The 18,902-nt window shown below is 62.7% G+C and carries 13 protein-coding genes; 1 reads left to right on the forward strand and 12 read right to left on the reverse strand.

The window, feature by feature from the left end; all coding sequences use genetic code 11:
* Nucleotides 1–2 precede the first annotated feature (2 nt).
* From VN706_19950 to VN706_19960, 3 genes are all read right to left on the reverse strand, one after another.
* Nucleotides 3–3,116 carry a SusC/RagA family TonB-linked outer membrane protein gene (locus VN706_19950; protein HXT17918.1) on the reverse strand — a complete coding sequence of 1,038 codons (3,114 nt, stop codon included), beginning with the start codon at nt 3,114–3,116 and terminating at the stop codon, nt 3–5.
* Between the two features lie 273 nt (nt 3,117–3,389).
* On the reverse strand, nt 3,390–4,814 hold the full coding sequence (locus VN706_19955) for a 1-acyl-sn-glycerol-3-phosphate acyltransferase (GenBank protein HXT17919.1): 1,425 nt from the start codon (nt 4,812–4,814) through the stop codon (nt 3,390–3,392).
* Between the two features lie 46 nt (nt 4,815–4,860).
* Nucleotides 4,861–5,424, reverse strand: a complete 564-nt coding sequence (locus VN706_19960; GenBank protein ID HXT17920.1) for a hypothetical protein — start codon at nt 5,422–5,424, stop codon at nt 4,861–4,863.
* A gap of 421 nt (nt 5,425–5,845) precedes the next feature.
* Here VN706_19960 and VN706_19965 point away from each other — a divergent pair, with 421 nt between their 5' ends.
* Nucleotides 5,846–6,253 carry a GxxExxY protein gene (locus VN706_19965; GenBank protein HXT17921.1) on the forward strand — a complete coding sequence of 136 codons (408 nt, stop codon included), beginning with the start codon at nt 5,846–5,848 and terminating at the stop codon, nt 6,251–6,253.
* A 57-nt stretch (nt 6,254–6,310) separates the two neighbouring features.
* On the opposite strand, the gene rpoC is transcribed toward VN706_19965, so the two are convergent.
* The 9 genes from rpoC to rpmG form a co-directional block, all read right to left on the reverse strand.
* The gene (rpoC, locus tag VN706_19970; protein HXT17922.1) at nt 6,311–10,627 is read right to left on the reverse strand and encodes a DNA-directed RNA polymerase subunit beta'; all 4,317 of its coding nucleotides are present in this window, start codon (nt 10,625–10,627) and stop codon (nt 6,311–6,313) included.
* 3 nt (nt 10,628–10,630) lie between these two features.
* Nucleotides 10,631–15,262 carry a DNA-directed RNA polymerase subunit beta gene (gene rpoB, locus VN706_19975; protein HXT17923.1) on the reverse strand — a complete coding sequence of 1,544 codons (4,632 nt, stop codon included), beginning with the start codon at nt 15,260–15,262 and terminating at the stop codon, nt 10,631–10,633.
* A 255-nt stretch (nt 15,263–15,517) separates the two neighbouring features.
* Complete coding sequence (gene rplL / locus VN706_19980; protein HXT17924.1) at nt 15,518–15,898, reverse strand: 50S ribosomal protein L7/L12; 381 nt, start codon at nt 15,896–15,898, stop codon at nt 15,518–15,520.
* Between the two features lie 95 nt (nt 15,899–15,993).
* Nucleotides 15,994–16,545, reverse strand: a complete 552-nt coding sequence (gene rplJ, locus VN706_19985) for a 50S ribosomal protein L10 (GenBank protein HXT17925.1) — start codon at nt 16,543–16,545, stop codon at nt 15,994–15,996.
* A 3-nt stretch (nt 16,546–16,548) separates the two neighbouring features.
* Nucleotides 16,549–17,241 (reverse strand): 50S ribosomal protein L1, encoded by a 693-nt coding sequence (rplA, locus tag VN706_19990; GenBank protein HXT17926.1) that lies wholly within the window; start codon nt 17,239–17,241, stop codon nt 16,549–16,551.
* Nucleotides 17,241–17,663, reverse strand: coding sequence for a 50S ribosomal protein L11 (rplK, locus tag VN706_19995; GenBank protein ID HXT17927.1), 423 nt, complete (start codon nt 17,661–17,663; stop codon nt 17,241–17,243). Before rplK ends, rplA begins: the two co-directional genes overlap by 1 nt.
* Nucleotides 17,664–17,841: 178 nt before the next feature.
* The gene (gene nusG, locus VN706_20000; protein ID HXT17928.1) at nt 17,842–18,390 is read right to left on the reverse strand and encodes a transcription termination/antitermination protein NusG; all 549 of its coding nucleotides are present in this window, start codon (nt 18,388–18,390) and stop codon (nt 17,842–17,844) included.
* A gap of 3 nt (nt 18,391–18,393) precedes the next feature.
* Complete coding sequence (gene secE, locus VN706_20005) at nt 18,394–18,693, reverse strand: preprotein translocase subunit SecE (protein HXT17929.1); 300 nt, start codon at nt 18,691–18,693, stop codon at nt 18,394–18,396.
* The gene (gene rpmG / locus VN706_20010; GenBank protein HXT17930.1) at nt 18,693–18,845 is read right to left on the reverse strand and encodes a 50S ribosomal protein L33; all 153 of its coding nucleotides are present in this window, start codon (nt 18,843–18,845) and stop codon (nt 18,693–18,695) included. The genes secE and rpmG overlap by 1 nt, the downstream gene beginning before the upstream one ends.
* Nucleotides 18,846–18,902 lie beyond the last annotated feature (57 nt).

Consider the following 18,902-nt stretch of genomic DNA (forward strand, 5'->3'; position numbering starts at 1 on the left):
GATCAGAAGCCCACGCGAAGGCCGACGTTGATCGCGCGCGGAATCGGGAAGTTGGCGTAGTCGATACCGACGCCGCCCGAGCCGCCGGACGCCGCGTCGGTCCCGTTGGCGATCGGGTCGAGCCCCTTGTAGTTCGTGAACATGAGGAGATCGGTGGCCGTCATGAACACGCTCGCGCTGCGCGCATACTTGGTCTGCGGGAGATCGTAGGTGAGCGACACGTCGCGCAGGCGGAGCCAATTGATGTTGCGCTCGATGAAGAGCTCCTCACTCATGCCGGTGTAGTAGTTCGTGTTGAGCGAGGGCACGACGACGATCGTGTTCTGCGTCGGAGTGGCCGTGTTCTCCTTGCCGTCGCGGATCACGCCCTTGATGATGCGCGGCGTGTTGCGGTCGAGCGTTTCCGTCGACAGACCGCGGGTCGTGAGATAATGCTCGGTGGCGTTGAAGACGTCGCCGCCGCGGCGGATGTCGAACAGGAACTCCAGTCCCCACTGCTTGTAGTGGACGTTGTTCTGGAGACCGATCGTGAAGTTCGGCTGGCGATCGTAGCCCTGCACGACGGTGTTGCCATGCGAATCGACGCACTTCGCGTCGGCGAACACGCTCGTCTTGATCGGCAGGCCGCTCGTCGGATCGATGAGGAGCTGACAATCCTTGTTGCGCGCGTAGAACAAGCCGGTGAACGACATCGTGGACAGGCCGGGCTCTGTACCCGCGCGCACGTTGCCGTACAGCCACGTATCGGAGTTGTACGATTCCGGCAGTGAGTTCGGCAGCGAGACCGTCTTGCCGCGCGCGAGCGTGAAGTTGGTGGTGAAGTCCCACGAGAAGTGGCTCTTCAACACCGGCGTAGCGCGCAACGTCGCCTCGACGCCGTGATTCTGGGTCGTGGCGCCATTCAGGTTGAACAGGATGAAGCCCGTGGCATAGCTCTCACGGATGTTCTGAACGATCTGATTCTCGGTGCGCTTGCGGTACGTCGTGATATCGAGGCCGAGGCGATCGTTGAGCCAGCCGAACTCGCCGCCGATCTCGTACGACTTCGCGAACTCCGGCTTGAGGGCCGGGTTTGGACCGTAGAAGCCGTAGCCGTAGCCGCCGAACGACGTCGTCTTCGATTCGAGCGTGGTCGCGTACGAATACGGCGCGGCATCACGGCCCACCTCGGCGAACGCCGCGCGGAGCTTGCCCGAACCGAAGAAGCGCTTCGTCGCCGGAAACGCGTCGGTGAACACGAAGCTCGACGAGACAGAAGGATAGAAGAACGAGTTCGCGTTCTTCGGCATCGTCGACGTCCAGTCGTTGCGGCCGCTGGCCGTCAGATAGAAGTAGTCGCGGAAGCCGAGTGACGCCTGGCCGAACCCGCTGACGACACGACGCTGCGTGATGATCGTCCGGCTGTACTTCGTTCCCGTGTTGTTGATCGAGACGAAGTTCGGATCGAGGAACTGGGTGCCCTCCGAGCCGTCGACCGTCGACTTCTGGTCCTGAATTTCATTGCCGACGAGGCCGTGGATCGTGAACCCCTTGCCGAGCGAGATGTCGTTCACGTTGAACAACGTCTGTCCCGTGAGATTGCGCGTGACGTTGTCGTTGATGTCCAGAATGCCGTTCTGCGTGAACGCCATGGCGCTTTCCGGATTGCGCAATTCCTGGTTCTGCGTCGTGAACGCATCGACGCCGATGTTGCTCTTGAGATAGCCCCACGAGAACGGCGTGATCGTGAACGCCGCGTTGGTGAACAGGCGATTCGTGCGATCGTTCTTCTTGTTCTTGTTGGCGCTGAAGTACGGATTATCGAGCTCGGAGCCGGCGCCGACCGTCGTGATGCGCTGGCGGAGGCCCGCGGGCGTCAGCCAGTTCTGCGCGTTATTTGTATCGGGCCATGCCAAAAGACCGATGAGTGGACCGTCATCGCCCTTGTAGGGCTGATCGTTGTTCTCGTACGCGTACATCATCGAGATGTCACTCGAGAGCCACGACGTCGCCTGACCCTGGCCAGCCGCCGTAACGTTGACCTTGTTGAGCATCGAATTCGGCACGACGCCGCGCGCCCGCGTGAACGCCGACGACAAGCGATAGTTGAGCCGATTCTCCGCCGCACCGCCGCTGAACGACAGGTTGTGCTTCTGCGTCACGCCCGTCTGGAAGAAGTTCGAGACGTTGTTGTAGAACGTCGTGCCCGAGGGGTACGGGGCGCCGAAGTAGCAGAGCGTGGCCAACGCCGTCGAGATCGGGTTGCAGGTGCTGTTCGGGCCGTAGACGTCCTGTACATCCGGTTTCGCACGTACCTGGTCGAAGCGAAGCGAGTTGTTGTAATCGAACTGGCCGCCGTTCGAGCCGCGCTTCGTCGTGATGACGATGGCACCGTTCGCCGCGTCGATGCCGTACAGCGCCGCCGCCTCGGGACCCTTCAACACCGTGATCGACTCGATGTCTTCCGGGTTGATGTCGGCCGCGCGATTCGTGAAGTCGACGTTGCGATTATTGAATGCCAGCGCCGACGTCGGCGCGTCGGACGCCAGGTTCGCGGTGTTCGTCGTCGAGTTGTCCAGCGGCAGCCCGTCGACGATCATCAGCGGCTGGTTCGAGCTCGAGATCGAGCTGATGCCGCGAATGGTGATGACGCTCGACGCGCCGGGAATGCCCGAAGTGCTCGTGACGTCCACCCCGGCGACTCGGCCCTGCAGCGCGTTCACGAAATTCTCGCGCTGCGTCTGGGCGATCGGCGCACCGGAGACGGTCTGCTGCGCGGTGCCCAGCGCGCGCTGCGATGCCGTCTGGCCGAACGCCGTCACGACGATGGCGTCCAGGTTCGTCGCGACCTTGCGCAGCTGCACGTTGACGACGTCCGCACTGCCCACGGTGCGCTCTTCCGGCGCGGTACCGATGAGACGGTATTGCAGCACCTGCCCGACGGCGGCGCGAATGGAATAGTTGCCTTGATCGTTGGTGGTGGTGCCGCTCGTCGTTCCCTTGATGACGACGGATACACTGGAGAGTGGCGTACCAACCTCACTCGTCACCTTGCCGGTCACCGTTTTCTGCTGCGCGAACGCGGCCGCAGGAAACAGGAATAGTCCGAGCAAGACCGTGAGTACTCGTTTCTTCATGATGAGTTGTACCAGGTGGTGGTGGACCGCGAGCCGAGCTCCGCGCGCCCGATCGCGTTCGATCGGACCGAGGGCGCGCCAATGAGCAAATCCTCACTAGCAAACGCTCATGGGCGCACCGGAGTAGGCTCGGTGCGCCGCATGGATTCTCAACGCCTTCCGCTGGGAATGTCCGCCTCGTCGCGGTTCGTTATGATGGCGTATCGAGGCGGTACAAGCTAGGTCACGATTATAGTTGACTCATCAACAAAGAAAGCGTCAGCAAAGGATTCGTCAGCGAATTCCCGCGACCGACGGCGCCGGCAGCGCATCGCGCACACGCACCGCGTGCTCGAACGGACCGAGCAAATGCGCGATGCTGTTCGCGTAGTAGCTCACCAGCTCCCGGCTTCGCGGCAACACCGCGTAGCCGTCCCCTGATTGCGCCAACACGCGCCGCATGCGCAGCATCCGCCACGCGCGATCGAACGTCGCCGCGATTCCCTCATCGTACCGCACCACCCGCCCATTCAATTCGCGAAGCGCATCGCTCATCTCGGCCATCCGTTCGAGCAGCGCATCGCGGGGAATGAAGTCGCGATCGAAGCTCTGAATCGCCGCGCACGCCAGCGGCACGGGCGTGACCGGCACGAGCAGACCGATGCGTGACATGACGTCGTCGCACAACGACTGCACGCGTGCCAGCCGTTCTGGTTTCGCCAACTCGAAGAGGTCGGGATTGGAGGCGAGCCACGGCGCGACGCCGATCGGCGCGCCAACCGTTACCGCCGCACGGCCGTATCGCTTCCATCGCCGCGCAATGAGCCGTGCGAGATTCCACCAGACATAGCGCGCGACTTCGCCGAGCTGAGCAGCGCGCGACGGACGCGCCCTGCCCTCGCGCGACGCCAGCTCGCGCAAGAGCGAGCGATCCTCGAGGACGCGATCGTAGTTGACCGCGACCGGCACAATGAAGATGCGCGACCGGTATCCTGGATCGCGCGCGATGCCGAGCACGTAGTCGAGCAACCCGATCTTGGGCGGCTTGAGCATGCCGTCGCGCGTCAGGCCGCCTTCGAGGAAGATCCCCTGTGTTACGCCTTCGCGCGTGATGAGCTGGACGTATCGTTCGAGGACGGCGTGGTACAGCGGCTCGCGATATCGCCGCCGCACGAAATACGAACCAAACGCCTTGAAGATGTGCTCCAGCGGAAACGCGCGCGCCCATTCGCCGACCGCGTACGAGATCGCCACCTGCCCGGCGAGCGCGTAACTCACGAGGACGTAGTCGGCGTTGCTGCGGTGGTTCATCAGGTAGACGATCACGGAATCACGCGGCAGCCGCCCGATCGCGCCGCGGTCCTCGTGCTCGACCGTCACCTTGTAGAAGAGGTTCAGAATCTTTTCGGCGACGCGATATCCTATATGGTAGTAGGCGACGACGTTGAAGAACGGCACGATCTCGTGCACGTACTGGTCGACGCGCCGCCACGCGGCGGTTTCAGAGACGTCGTTGGCCGCGGCATAGGCACGCACCGCGTCGCCGATCGAAGCGTCGGCAAGCAGCCGGTCTCGGACGGATTTGCGGCTGGCGAGCTTGAATCGGTCGACGCGCGCGCGAAATCGGAGCAGCGCCTTTCGGCCCGCTCGGCGGGCGTACCAGGTGCCGAAGATGGCGGCTGCGAACAGCGCGCCGAGGAGGACGATCCAGGTTCGCACGGAGCGAGCATTGCCCAGTCACGGACCGCCGTCAAGGCCGGATCGGTCAATCGAACTCGTGGATCGGACCGAAGTCCTCGCGCAGGAAAACTTGGATCGTGTACTGCATCGTCTCCCAGCGAAGGTCAGGTTCTTCGTAGCCCCGCTTCCACGCGTCGGCTTTGCGCTCTTCTTCGAGCTCGTCGACCCACGCGTTGAAATCCGCCTCAAACTCCTCGAGCCGTTCGCGCTCTTCGGGGTCGAGATCCGGATCGTCGAGCGGATCGTAATCGTCCGCCGTCTCCGGCCACTCGAGGAAGCCGTCGTAAATGCGCATGAACGCACAGGGAAACAGATCGCCGTTCTCGTCGCGCAGCTCGAGGTTGAGGGCCTCGCGGCGAACACGCGCGTCCTCGAATTCGGCGCCATGCTCATCGTCGGGATCCGGATCGCGGAAGGGACGACTTGGCCGGCGCGCGCACACCGCGTGCACTCCTGTCGCGTCGAGGAGCGCCTGTCGGCCCTCTTCGGCCGGCTCGACGAAGCCCATCCGCAAGTTTTCGTTGATGCATTCGACGTCGAGCTCCGTGTGCCCGACGAGCGTGCCGTTGCTCCAAATGCTGTAGCGCATCGTCTGATCTCCGTGGTGGTGCTCGAGACTATGCGCGGGGCGGGTCGGGGGTCCCATCAAATCGTTGCGGGAGTTGTCGGAAGAGCGCAACAGCGTTGGACGCGGACACCACGGACAGTGCACGGGCACGGCACGGACGCGATGATTCACGGCGCCGCGATATTGAATCGCCCAACGAGCCCGGACGAATTCTTTATGAACGACGTCGGGACATCACCGGACGCATCCCGAGTAGCTCCCAGGAAAATCACGGCTCGTTGGGCGTTTGAGCGCGGAATGCGTAGCCTCTCTCGCCTCCGTGCCGTGCCCGTGCCGTGTCCGTTTCGTCCGCGTCCATGCCGTTGCTGCTGTTGCGCTCTTCCGATCTTCCACGCATGGTTTCGGTACGCCACACGGTCGACCCGCGACTTATCGTAACGGCATGCCAACACCCCTGCTCGCGGCCGCGACGACCAGCCGCATCATCAACGCGTTCTACCGGGTCTACGACGAACTGGGCTACGGTTTTCTCGAGAGCGTGTACAGCGGCGCTTTTGAGATCGAGCTGAAACGCCACGAACTGATTTTCGTTCGCGAAGCTCCCATTGACGTCGTGTACCATGGACAACGGATCGGCCATTACCGCGCCGACTTCCTGGCCAACGAAGAAGTGGTCGTCGAGACAAAGGCCGGGCGAGCACTCAACGACGCGGACTCCAGGCAGTTGTTGAACATGCTTCGCGCAACGCGCATCGAAGTCGGCATGCTGCTGCATTTCGGCCCAAAAGCCACCTTCAAGCGCATGATTTTCGAGAACGGCCGCAAGCAAGTGCTCGAAGAAGTCCATTGACAAAAAGAGAGGCGAGCCGAAGCTCGCCTCTCTTTCCATTCACTCATCAAACGCCGATCAACCTTCCTCTCTCGCCCCCGCGCCACGCGGCGCCTGGATCGGGAAGTCATCGTCGTCCGCCATCGAGAACACATTCGGCAACGTTTCGGCCATCGTTGGCAATGGCTCGAAACCTTCCGGCTGCGCGATGTCGATGTCGACCTCGTTGTACCGGTACATACCCGTACCGGCCGGAATGAGGTGACCGATGATGATGTTCTCCTTGAGACCAAGGAGATCGTCCTTCGCGCCGCGGATCGACGCATCGGTGAGCACGCGCGTGGTCTCCTGGAACGAGGCCGCCGAAATGAACGACTGCGTCGTGAGACTCGCCTTCGTGATACCAAGGAGCAGCGGCTCCGCCTTCGCCGGCGCTTCCTTCTTCTTCTTGGCCCGATCGTTCTCCTCGCGGAACACCTGGCGATCCACATGCTCCCCTTCGAGGAACTCGGTCTCGCCCGGATCCATGATGCGAACCTTCTGCAGCATCTGCTTGACGATCACGCCGATGTGCTTGTCGTTGATCTTCACACCCTGCAGGCGGTAGACCTCCTGCACTTCGTTCAAGAGATACTCCTGCACCGCGCGCGGTCCCTTGATGCGCAGGATGTCGTGCGGATTGACCGGACCTTCCGACAGACGATCGCCGGCGCGCACGCGGTCGCCTTCGTGCACGCGCAAGTGCTTGCCCGCGGGCACTTCATACAACTGTGATTCCCGCGTCTCGTCCAGTGAGCCGTCCGGATTGATCGGCGCCACGAAGATCTCGCGCTTGCCGCGCTTGATCTCGCCGAACCGAACCACGCCGTCGATTTCCGAAATCGTCGCCGGATCCTTCGGACGACGCGCCTCGAACAATTCGGCGACTCGCGGCAGACCGCCCGTGATGTCGCGCGTCTTGTACGCTTCGCGGCCGACCTTGGCGATGATCGTTCCGGGGAAGATGCGCTGTCCGTCTTCCACGGTGAGCTGCGCGCCCGCCGGGATGATGAAGTCGCGCACGCGCTTCTCCTTGCCCGCCTTCTCCTGAATGATCTCGATGTGCGGGTGCAGCTTCTTCTCACGGTCTTCGATGATCACGCGCTGACGCAAACCCGTGAGCTCGTCGAGCTCCTCGGATACCGTTTCGTCCTCGACGATATCGACGAACCGCACCGCGCCTTCGACGTCGGCGAGAATCGGGTTGGTGTACGGGTCCCAGGTGAAGATCACCTGGTCGCGCTTCACCTCGTTCCCGTCTTCCACCATCATGATGGCGCCGAGCGGGACCTGCAGTCGCGCCGCGACGTTCGCGTTCTTGTCGCCGCTCGACTTGATCGAGAGCTCGCCCTCGTACGACGTCACGATCTTCTGGCCTTCCGGATTCGTGACGACGACCATGCGATCCGAGTACTCGATCACACCCGCCACCTTCGACTTGCGCGCCGTCTGTTCGGCGATACGCGCCGCCGTTCCACCGATGTGGAACGTACGCAGCGTCAGCTGCGTGCCCGGCTCGCCGATGGACTGCGCCGCGATGATACCGACGGCTTCGCCCAGATCCACGACGTTCATCGTGGCCAGGTTGCGGCCGTAGCACATGCGGCACAGCCCGCGTTTCGCTTCGCAGGTAAGCACCGAACGGATCTTCACCGTCTCGATGCCTGCTTCCTCGATCGCGGACGCCTTCTCCTCGTCGATCAACTGACCAGCTTCGACGAGCAGCGTACGACGACCCGCCTGATCCAACTCGTGCGGATCCTCGACGTCCTCGGCCGCGAAGTTACCGACGATTCGCTCCGAGAGCGGCTCGATCACGTCCTCGCCTTCCTTCAGCGCGGCGATTTCGAGACCCTGGATCGTACCGCAATCCTCTTCGGCGATCGTGACGTCCTGCGCCACGTCCACCAGACGACGCGTGAGGTATCCGGCGTCCGCGGTCTTCAGTGCCGTGTCGGCCAGACCCTTGCGCGCGCCGTGCGTCGACGTGAAGTACTCGAGTGGCGACAGCCCTTCGCGGAAGTTCGACTTGATCGGGCTTTCGATGATCTCGCCGATACCGCCGGTCAGCTTCTTCTGCGGCTTCGCCATGAGGCCGCGCATACCCGCCAGCTGGCGGATCTGATCGCGGCTACCACGTGAGCCCGAATCGAACATCATGAAAACAGGGTTGAACCCCTGCTTCGACTCGCGCATCGCGCGCACCATCTCGTCAGCGATGTCCGAGTTGGCGTGCGTCCAGGTGTCGATGACCTTGTTGTAGCGTTCGCCGTTCGTGATGTTGCCCGTCTGATAGGCGCGCTGGAAGCGCTCGACGCGCTCCGTCGCTTCCTCGAGCAGCTTCGCCTTGGCGTTCGGAATTTCCAGATCTTCAATACCGATCGAGACGCCGCCGCGCGTGGCGTTCGCGAAGCCGAACTCCTTCAAGCGATCGAGGAACTGCACGGTCGCGGCCAGTCCCGCCTTGCGGTAGGACTCGAACACGAGCTCGGACAGAGCCTTCTTCTTCATGTCGTGGTTCTTGTAGCCCAGCTCCTTCGGGATGATCGCGTTGAACAACACGCGGCCCGCGGTGGTCTTCTCCCAGCGCGCGCCCCCCTCGTCGTCGTGCACGAAGTACAGCACCGCGCTGTGCCGCGTGAGACGATTGAGCGCGAGCTCCATCTCGATCTCCGCCACTTCGGTGAAGCGGCGCAGTTCCTTGTCCTGCACGGTGTTGAAGTTCACCGGCGCTTTCGTCGCGAAGTAGCAGCCGAGCACGATGTCCTGGCTGGGCTCCGCGACCGGGCGGCCGTCCGACGGCTTGAGGATGTTGTTGCTCGACAGCATGAGCAACCGCGCCTCGAGCTGCGCTTCAAACGACAGCGGCACGTGCACGGCCATCTGGTCGCCGTCGAAGTCGGCATTGAACGCCGCGCAGACGAGCGGGTGAATACGAATGGCCTTGCCTTCGACGAGCACCGGCTCGAACGCCTGGATACCCAGACGATGCAGCGTCGGCGCACGGTTCAGGAGCACCGGGTGATCGCGAATGATCTCTTCGAGAATCTCGTACACCTCGGGGGATTCGCGCTCCACGATCTTCTTGGCGCGCTTCACCGTCTCGGCGATGCCCTTCTCGACGAGCTTGTGAATGATGAACGGCTTGAACAGCTCGAGCGCCATGAGCTTGGGCAAACCGCACTGGTGCAGCTGCAGCTCGGGGCCCACCACGATGACCGAACGGCCCGAGTAGTCCACGCGCTTGCCGAGCAGGTTCTGACGGAACCGGCCCTGCTTGCCCTTGAGCATGTCGGACAGCGACTTGAGCGGACGCTTGCCGCGACCGCGGATCGCCTTCGAGCGGCGGCCGTTGTCGAACAGCGCGTCCACCGCCTCCTGTAGCATTCTCTTCTCGTTCCGGAGAATGACTTCAGGAGCGCGATGCATAATCAACTTTTGGAGTCGATTATTTCGGTTGATGACGCGGCGATAGAGATCGTTAAGATCAGAAGTGGCAAACCGGCCGCCGTCGAGCGGCACGAGCGGACGCAGATCCGGCGGAATCACCGGGATCACGTCCAGGATCATCCACTCCGGACGGTTGCGCGTATCGCCCGACTCGCCGGAGTTGCGGAACGCGTCGACGATCTTGAGCCGCTTGAGCAGCATCTTCTTCCGATGCTGCGACGTCTCCGTGACGACGTCGGCACGCAGCGTCTCGGCGAGCGTGTCCACGTCGAGACGACGCAGCAGCTCGCGCACCGCCGGCGCGCCGATGTCGGCCATGAACGCCGCATCGTTCTCTTCCTTCGCCTTCGTGCGAAGATTGAGATACTCGTCTTCGTCGAGCAGCTGATTGACCTGCACGTCCTGCTCGCCCGGCTCGATGACGACGTAATTCGAGTAATAGATCACCTTCTCGAGATCACGCAGCGTGATGTCGAGGAGATTGCCCATCGGGCTGGGCAGCGTCTTGAAGAACCAGATGTGCGCGACGGGCACGGCGAGCTCGATGTGACCCATGCGCTCGCGACGCACCTTGCTCAGGGTCACTTCGACGCCGCAACGATCGCAGATCACACCGCGATAACGAATGCGCTTGTACTTCCCGCAATGGCACTCCCAGTCCTTGACCGGACCGAAGATGCGCTCGCAGAACAAGCCGTCTTTCTCAGGCTTGAATGAGCGGTAGTTGATCGTCTCGGGCTTGGTGACCTCGCCCCACGACCACCAGTTGCGGAGGCCCTGAAGCTCGAGACGCTCGCGCTCTTTGGGATCCTTCGGGCCCCGGATCTCCTCCGGGGACGCGATGCGGACCTGAATGAAGTCGAACGAGCTCGCACGCTGTTCGCGCGCGCTACGGAAGTCAATCATCGATTACTCCTCGCTCCCATTGCCGTTGGACGTGGTGCCGGTGTCGATGCCGGTTCCCCAGAACCCGTCGACGCTCTGCCCCATCGTGACCTTGATGCCGAGAGCCTGCAGTTCCTTCACGAGCACGTTGAACGACTCCGGAATACCCGGCTCCGGAAGGTTCTGACCCTTCACGATCGCCTCGTACACACGGCTTCTGCCGTTCACGTCGTCCGACTTCACCGTCAGAATCTCCTGCAACACGTGCGCGGCGCCGTAGGCCTCCAGCGCCCACACTTCCATCTCTCCGAAACGCTGGCCGCCGAACTGCGCCTTGCCGGCGAGCGGCTGCTGCGTGACGAGCGAGTACGGTCCGATCGACCGCGCGTGAATCTTGTCGTCCACGAGGTGTGAGAGTTTCAGCATGTAGATCTCACCCACCGTCACCGGCGACACGAACAATTCGCCGGAACGACCGTCGCGCAGACGGACCTTGCCGAACGGCGTCAACCCGGCAAGGCGCATGAGCTCCACCGCCGCCGCGTCGACGTCCGCCTCGGACTTCTTGCCGAGCATGCCGGCCAGCGCCGGCAGCTCGAGATCGTTCAACTGATCGGCCGGCTCCATGGCGCCGTGCTTCTCCAGCTGCTTGAGCGCCGCCTTGTACTCGGCCTTCTTGTTCGCCGGCGTCGCGTCGTCCTCGACCCACGCGTTGTGGAACTCGCTCTGATTCGAGACCGCCGTCGACTCGCGCTCGGCCAGCTCCTTCGCCGCGTCGGCGATGAAGTCGCGGATCGAGTGGAAGATGTCGCGCGTCTCCTGCGACATCACGCGGCCACCGAGCTCGTTGATCGACGTTTCCTGCAGCTTCACGAACACTTCCTCGCCCTTCGAGAGATCCGGCTTCACGTCGGCGAGAATCGTTCGAACTTCCTTGTCGGTGATCTTGGGCGCCGGCGTGCGGAGGCTCAGCGCCTGCTGTGCCCACACCACACCCGCGATCTTGAGCAGCAAGCCGATCTCGCGCTCGTTCGCGCCCTGGAACACCGGCGTCTTGGCGTAGAAGCCAAGCCGCTTGGCGACCCACCCCAGGTGCGTCTCGAGAATCTGTCCGACGTTCATTCGCGACGGCACGCCGAGCGGGTTGAGCACGATGTCGACCGGCCGGCCATCCGGCAGGAACGGCATGTCTTCTTCAGGCACGACGCGAGCAACGATACCCTTGTTGCCGTGGCGGCCCGCCATCTTGTCACCCACCGAGACCTTCCGCTTCTCGGCGAGATAGACCTTCACGAGCTGGATGACGCCCGGAGGCAGCTCATCCGGCTGCAGAATGCGGTCGATGCGCTCTTCCGCCTTCTCTTCGATCTTGGCTTTCTCTTCATTCGAAGCGTCGATGATCTGACGCACGCGCTCGTTGATGCGCTTGTTCTCGACGCGAAGCGTCTTGAGATCGATCGACGTCAGGCGCATCTCCCGCAGCTGCGCGCCCGTCACCTTCGTGCCGGCCGGAATCGCTTCCTCGACCGTGCCCGCCTTGAGGGCCAGCGCGATCGTCTGCCCGTCGAGCAGCTCGAGCAGCTCGCCGTCGCGGACTTCGTTGACGCGAATCTTCTCATCGGCCTCGAGGCGGCGCACTTCACCAATGCGTTCACCGCGATCCTTCTCGACGACCTGATCCTCGATCCTCGAGAAGATCTTGACGTCGATGACCACGCCTTCCATGCCCGGCGGAACCTTGAGCGAAGAATCCTTCACGTCCTTCGCCTTCTCGCCGAAGATCGCCGTCAGCAGCTTCTCTTCAGGGGACAATTCCGTCTCGCCCTTCGGCGTGATCTTGCCAACCAGAATGTCACCGGGTTTGACGTGGGCACCAATACGGACGATGCCGCGCTCGTCCAGGTCGAGCAGCGCCTCTTCCGACACGTTCGGAATTTCGCGCGTGATCTCTTCCTGGCCGCGCTTGGTATCGCGGACGTGCAATTCCAGTTCTTGAATATGAATTGACGAATAGACGTCGTCCTTCACCAGTCGCTCGGAGAGAACGATCGCGTCTTCGAAGTTGTGGCCGTACCACGGCATGAACGCCACCGTCACGTTCGAGCCCAGCGCCAGCTGGCCCATCTCGGTCGCCGCGCCGTCCGCCAGCACGTCGCCCGTCTTCACCTTCTGGCCCTGCCGAACCAGCGGACGCTGGTTGATCGCCGTGTCCTGGTTCGTGCGCCAGTACTTCTTCAGGCGATAGCGATCGTGCTGCGTCAGACGCGCCAACGGACGATCGCCGTCGTTTCCTCCCGTCTGCGCGTCTTTCTTCGCCGCCACCGGACCGGCGTCGACGATGATCTCATCCGCCGTCACGCGCGACACCACACCAGCGCGCTTCGCGATCACGACGGCGCCCGAGTCGATCGCCACCTTCTCCTCGAGACCCGTGCCCACCAGCGGCGTGCGCGGATTCAAGAGCGGCACCGCCTGGCGCTGCATGTTCGAGCCCATCAACGCACGGTTGGCGTCGTCGTGCTCGAGGAACGGAATCAGCGCCGCCGCGATCGACACGAGCTGCTCCGGCGCCACGTCCATATAATCGATGCGATCGCGCGGCGTGAGCGGCACGTCGCCCTGCTGCCGCGCCAACACCAACTCGTCCAGGAAGTTGCCGTTCTCGTCGAGCGGCGAGCTTGCCTGCGCGATCAACGCGTCCTCTTCACGGTTCGCGTCGAGCCACGTGATCTCGCCCGTGACGCGACCGTTCTTCACCACGCGATACGGCGTCTCGACGAAGCCCAGGTCGTTCACGCGCGCATAGCACGCGAGCGACGTGATCAGTCCGATGTTCGGACCTTCAGGCGTTTCGATCGGGCACATGCGGCCGTACTGCGAATAGTGCACGTCGCGCACTTCGAAGCCGGCGCGCTCGCGCGTCAGACCACCCGGTCCGAGCGCCGAGAGACGACGCTTGTGCGTCAACTCGGCCAGCGGATTCGTCTGATCCATGAACTGCGACAGCTGCGACGATCCGAAGAACGCCTGAATCACCGCCGAAACGGTACGCGCGTTCACGAGATCGTCGAGCGAGATCTTTTCGGGATCGGTGTTGATCGACATGCGCTCCTTCACCAGGCGCGCCATGCGGCTCAAGCCGACGGAGAACTGGTTGGCGATCAACTCGCCCACCGAACGAATTCTACGATTGCCGAGATGGTCGATGTCGTCGACGTGGCCGCGCCCTTCGTGCAACTCCACGAGGTAGCGGATGATCTCGACGAAATCTTCCTTCGACAACACCGTGTAATCGGCCGGCATGGTCATGCCGAGCCGCTGATTGATCTTGTATCGGCCGACGCGGCCCAGGTCGTACCGCTTCGGCGAGAAGAAGAGACGCTCGAGCGCCTGCTTCGCCGTCGTCGCGTCGGGCGCGTCGCCCGGACGGAGCAGCGCGTAGATCTGCGACAGCGACTCCTTCTCGCTGTGCGTCGGATCCTTCGCCAGCGTGTTCTTGATCAGCGTCGATTCCGCGCGGCCCGAAGCGACGAACGCGGAGACCTTCGTGATGTCGGCCTTGCGAATCTTCTTGATGATCGCGTCGGTCAGCATCTGGCCCGCTTCGGCGATCACTTCGCCGTCCGAATCGACCACGTCGAGCGCGAGCTGGCGGCGGACCGGACGCTCGCCGCGCTCGATCGCGTCCTGCTCGTCGCGCAGATCGATCTTCGTGTGCGACGCGAAGACCTTGATCGTGTCGATGTTCTGGCGGCGAAGGCGATTGAACACCTCTTCCGTCAGCTCGTCGCCTTCCTTGACCAACAGCACGTTCTCGGCACGTTCGCGCTCGGCCTTCGCCTTCTTGGTGCGCGCCTTGGGTGCGTCCTCGGCGGTGGCTTCACCGGGCAGCGCAATGTCTTCGGCGATGATCGCGCCGTAGACTTCGCGCACGTCGGTGCGGCTCTCACGCTTCTTGGTGAGATCGAGATCGCGCGTCGCGAAGAAGAGCCGGAGGATGTCCGAGTTGGTTCCGTAGCCGAACGCGCGCAGGAGCGCCGTGGCCGGGAACTTCTTCTTCTTGTCGATGTGCACGTACACGACGTCGTGGATATCGACCGTGAACTCGACCCACGAGCCGCGGAACGGAATGATGCGCGCCGAGATGAGGCGCTGTCCGTTCGGGTGCGTGGATTCCTCGAACACGACGCCCGGGGACCGATGGAGCTGCGAGACGATCACGCGCTCCGCGCCGTTGATCACGAACGTCCCGAGCGGCGTGAGCAGCGGCAACTCGCCGAGATAGACTTCCTTCTCGATGATGTTGCGCGGCCGCTTCTGCTCGTTGACGACCTCGTTGATGACCAGCTGCAGCGTCGCCTTGAGCGGCGCCGAGTAGGTCATGTCGCGTTCGATGCACTCCTCGACGGTGTACTTCGGCTCGCCGAGCGAGTAGCGAACGAACTCGAGGGAAAAGTTTTCGTGAACGTCGGTAATCGGGAACAGGTCCTTGAAGACCCGCTCGAGACCGATGTCCTCGCGGTCGTGCGAAGCCGCATCCAGCTGAAGCAGCGCCTCGAAGGCGCGCGTCTGGATGTCGAGGAGATGGGGCATTTCCATCCCCTGCTCGAGCTTCGCGAAAGAAATCTGCTTGATCGTGTTGATCGTGTCAGCCATGGATCACCCGGTTTCGCATACGCTTCAGGCGACGAAAAGGCCCTCGCAGGGGCGCGTTGCAGCGCGTCCCTGCGAGAAGGGCCTCAAGACAGCTCTGATTTGAAGGAACTCTAAAGATCGTGTCACTTATGCGCGGTTGGCTGAAGTGAAGTTGCCCAAGCCTCGTCATCCTGAGGGGCGAAGCCCCGAAGGACCCCTGTCCCGGCGGAGGACCAAGAGGTCCTTCGCTTCGCTCAGGATGACAATTTTTCGGCGTTACTTCACTTCCACCGTCGCGCCCTGCTCTTCCAGCTTGGTCTTGACGCTCGCCGCCTCGTCCTTCGACACGCCCGTCTTCACCGTCTGCGGCGCGCCGTCGACCAGGTCCTTGGCTTCCTTCAGGCCCAGGCCGGTCAGCTCGCGCACGACCTTGATGACCTGGATCTTCTTGCCACCCGCATCCTTCAGCACCACGTCGAACTCGGTCTTCTCTTCGACCGCCGCCGGCGCAGCCGCGCCGCCGCCGCCCGCCGCCGCGCCGCCCACCGGGGCCGCCGCGATCGTGACGTTGAACTTGCTCTTGAACGCTTCGATCAGCTCGGCGAGCTCGAAGACGGACATGTTGCCGATCGCGTCGAGAATCTCGTCCTTGCTCATGGTCGTAGCCATTGTGTCAATCTCCTCAAGTTTTTTAAAAGTCGGTCAAACGATGGATCGGTCAGGTACTGCTACTGTCGGTCGCTGACCGACTTTCACGCCGCGGATTCACCCGCAACGCTGCCGCCTCCGGCGGAATCTTGTTTTGAAACGCGGAGCGCTTCGACCACCCCCGCGAAGTTCGACAACACGCTGTTCATATAGGTCGCGAACATCGCCATCGGCGCCTGCATGCTCGCCCCCAGCTCGCTGAGCATCTGCTCGCGCGACGGCATGGACGCGAGCTTCGTCACCTGGGCCTTGTCGATCTGCTTGCCCTCGAACACGCCGCCCTTCACCTCGGGCTTCGCGTCGTTCGCCTTGGCGAAATCCGTGATGATCTTCGCCGCGGCCACGGGATCATTCGTGACGACCAGACCCGTGGGCCCGCGCAGCTTCTGCCCGACGAGACCGCTCTCGTTCACGGCGCGCAGCGCGAGGGTGTTCTTGATGACCACGTACTCCACCTTCGCCTTCCGGAGCGTGCGACGAAGTTCCGTCATGCGCTTCACGTTCAGCCCGGTGAAATCCGTGTAATAGAGCGCCGTGGCGCCCTGAATCTTCTCTTTCAGCTCCGTGACGAGCTGCTCTTTTTCGTTGCGCTTCATTGATTAGACCCGGTAGAGGGTGCTGTCGACGGCGACGCCAGGACCCATGGTCGAGGACACCGAGACGTTTCTGACGTAGACACCCTTGGCCGCGGCCGGCTTCGCGCGGACGATCTGATCCATGAACGCGGTGAAGTTGGTCTCGAGCGCCTCGACCCCGAACGACACCTTGCCGATCGGCGCGTGGACGTTCCCCGCCTTGTCGACGCGGAACTCGATCTTGCCCGCCTTCGTTTCACGCACCGCGTTGCCCACGTTGAACGTCACCGTGCCCGCCTTCGGGTTGGGCATGAGACCGCGTGGACCGAGCACCCGTCCCAGCTGGCCCAACTGGCCCATCTGATCCGGGGTCGCGATGAGGACGTCGAAATCCAGCCAGCCGTCCTTGATCTTCTGAATGAACTCGGCCCCGACGTAGTCAGCGCCGGCATCCTGCGCTTCTTTCGCCTTGTCGCCGACCGCGATGACGAGCACGCGAACGGACTTCCCTGTACCCGCGGGCAATACGACGGTGCCACGCACGACCTGATCGGCGTGGCGCGGATCGACACCCAGGCGTACGGCGACTTCCACCGTCTCGTCGAACTTGGCGTACGCCGCTTTCTTCACGATCTCCAGCGCCTGACGGGGCTGGTACGTGGAAGCGATGTCGCGGTTCTTCGCGGCGTTGACGTACTGCTTGCCATGGTCGCGCATCAGTCCACGACCTCCATGCCCATCGAGCGCGCGGCGCCGGCGATCATCGCCATGGCCGACTCGATGCTGTCGCAATTGAGGTCCGGCATCTTGAGCTCCGCGATCTTGCGGACCTGCGCGCGCGTGACCTTCCCGATCTTGTTGCGGTTCGGTTGTCCCGATCCCTTCTCGATGCCCGCTTCCTTCTTCAGGAGAATGGCCGCGGGCGGCGTCTTCGTGATGAAGGTGAAGGACTTGTCGGAGTAGATCGTGATCTCGACCGGGAGGATCGTATCCTGGCCCTGCGTCCGAGAATTGAACTCTTTGCAGAACGCCATGATGTTGATGCCCTGCGGACCGAGCGCCGTACCGACCGGAGGGGCCGGGTTGGCCTTGCCCGCGGGGATCTGGAGCTTCACGAACCCCGTGACTTTCTTCGCCATAGAACTCCTTGTGAACTATCCGGTTCAGAGAACCGGTCGATCTCCCACTGAACCTTTTACGTCAGAGTGGTCGCTGACGGCCCTCTGTCATTCCGAGCCGAAGGCGAGGAATCTTGCGTCCTGGTCTGAGGGATGTCCCTCTACCGTGATGCCAGATCCCTCGCTGCGCTCGGGATGACTAATACGCCTTCAACTGCAGGTAATCCAACTCCACGCTCGTCGGCCGCCCGAACAGCGACACCGACACGCGCACCTTGCCTTTGTCCGCCATCACTTCTTCCACCGTTCCATTGAAATCCGTGAACGGCCCTTCCGTGATCGCGACTGCCTGACCGACGAGGAACGGAATCTCCTCCTTCGGCGCTTCCTCTTCCCGCTCGTCGGCAATGCCCAAGAGACGGTTGACTTCATCCGGCCGGAGCGGCTGCGGGAATCGCTGGTCGTGTCCGACGAACTTGATGACGCCCTGAATGCCGTTCACGACGTGCGCGGTTTCCTGATTCATGTCCATCTCGACCAACACGTAGCCGGGATAGAGCTTCCGCTCGACCGTGACCTTCTTGCCGTTCTTGATCTCGACCACTTCCTGCGTCGGCACGAGCGCCTGTCGAATCGGACGCTCTTCCGCCGCGCGAGCGTCCGCCTCGATCTTCCGCTGCAAGAGCGAGCGAACCTTGTTCTCGTGCCCGGCCGTCGTTTGGATGGCGTACCAGCGGTGTTCCGCCATGCGCTACCGGCCCGCGAAGAGCGACGGAATCATCTTGACCAGAAGGCCGGTGAGCACGAAGTCCAGAATCGTGATCAGGAGGCCCAACAGCAGCACGAAGATGATGATGGCGATGGTCGCCGACCGCACCTGCGCCATGTCCGGCCACGTCACCTTCCGCATCTCGGCCATGACGCCGTGATAGAACGCGACCATTCTGCCGATGAACCCCGGCTCGTTCGCCGAGCCCGTACCGCGGCCGCCGGAACCGCCGGCGCTGCCGCCCGTGCCCGACCCAGTCGGACGCGCGACCGCTTCCGCCATTACTTGGTTTCCTTGTGCGTCTGATGCTTGTTGCAGCGCGGACAGTACTTCTTCCACTCGACGCGCTCGGGATGCAGGCGCTTGTTCTTCGTGGTGAAGTAATTGCGATTCTTACACTCGCTGCACGCGAGGATGATCTTCTCTCTGGGCATGCTGCCTTCCGAATTGCGGGACACGAAATGGGAAGCGAGACCCGGACGCCGTGCCCG

This window comes from Gemmatimonadaceae bacterium (assembly GCA_035606695.1).
In the GTDB taxonomy this organism is placed as follows: Bacteria; Gemmatimonadota; Gemmatimonadetes; order Gemmatimonadales; family Gemmatimonadaceae; genus JAQBQB01.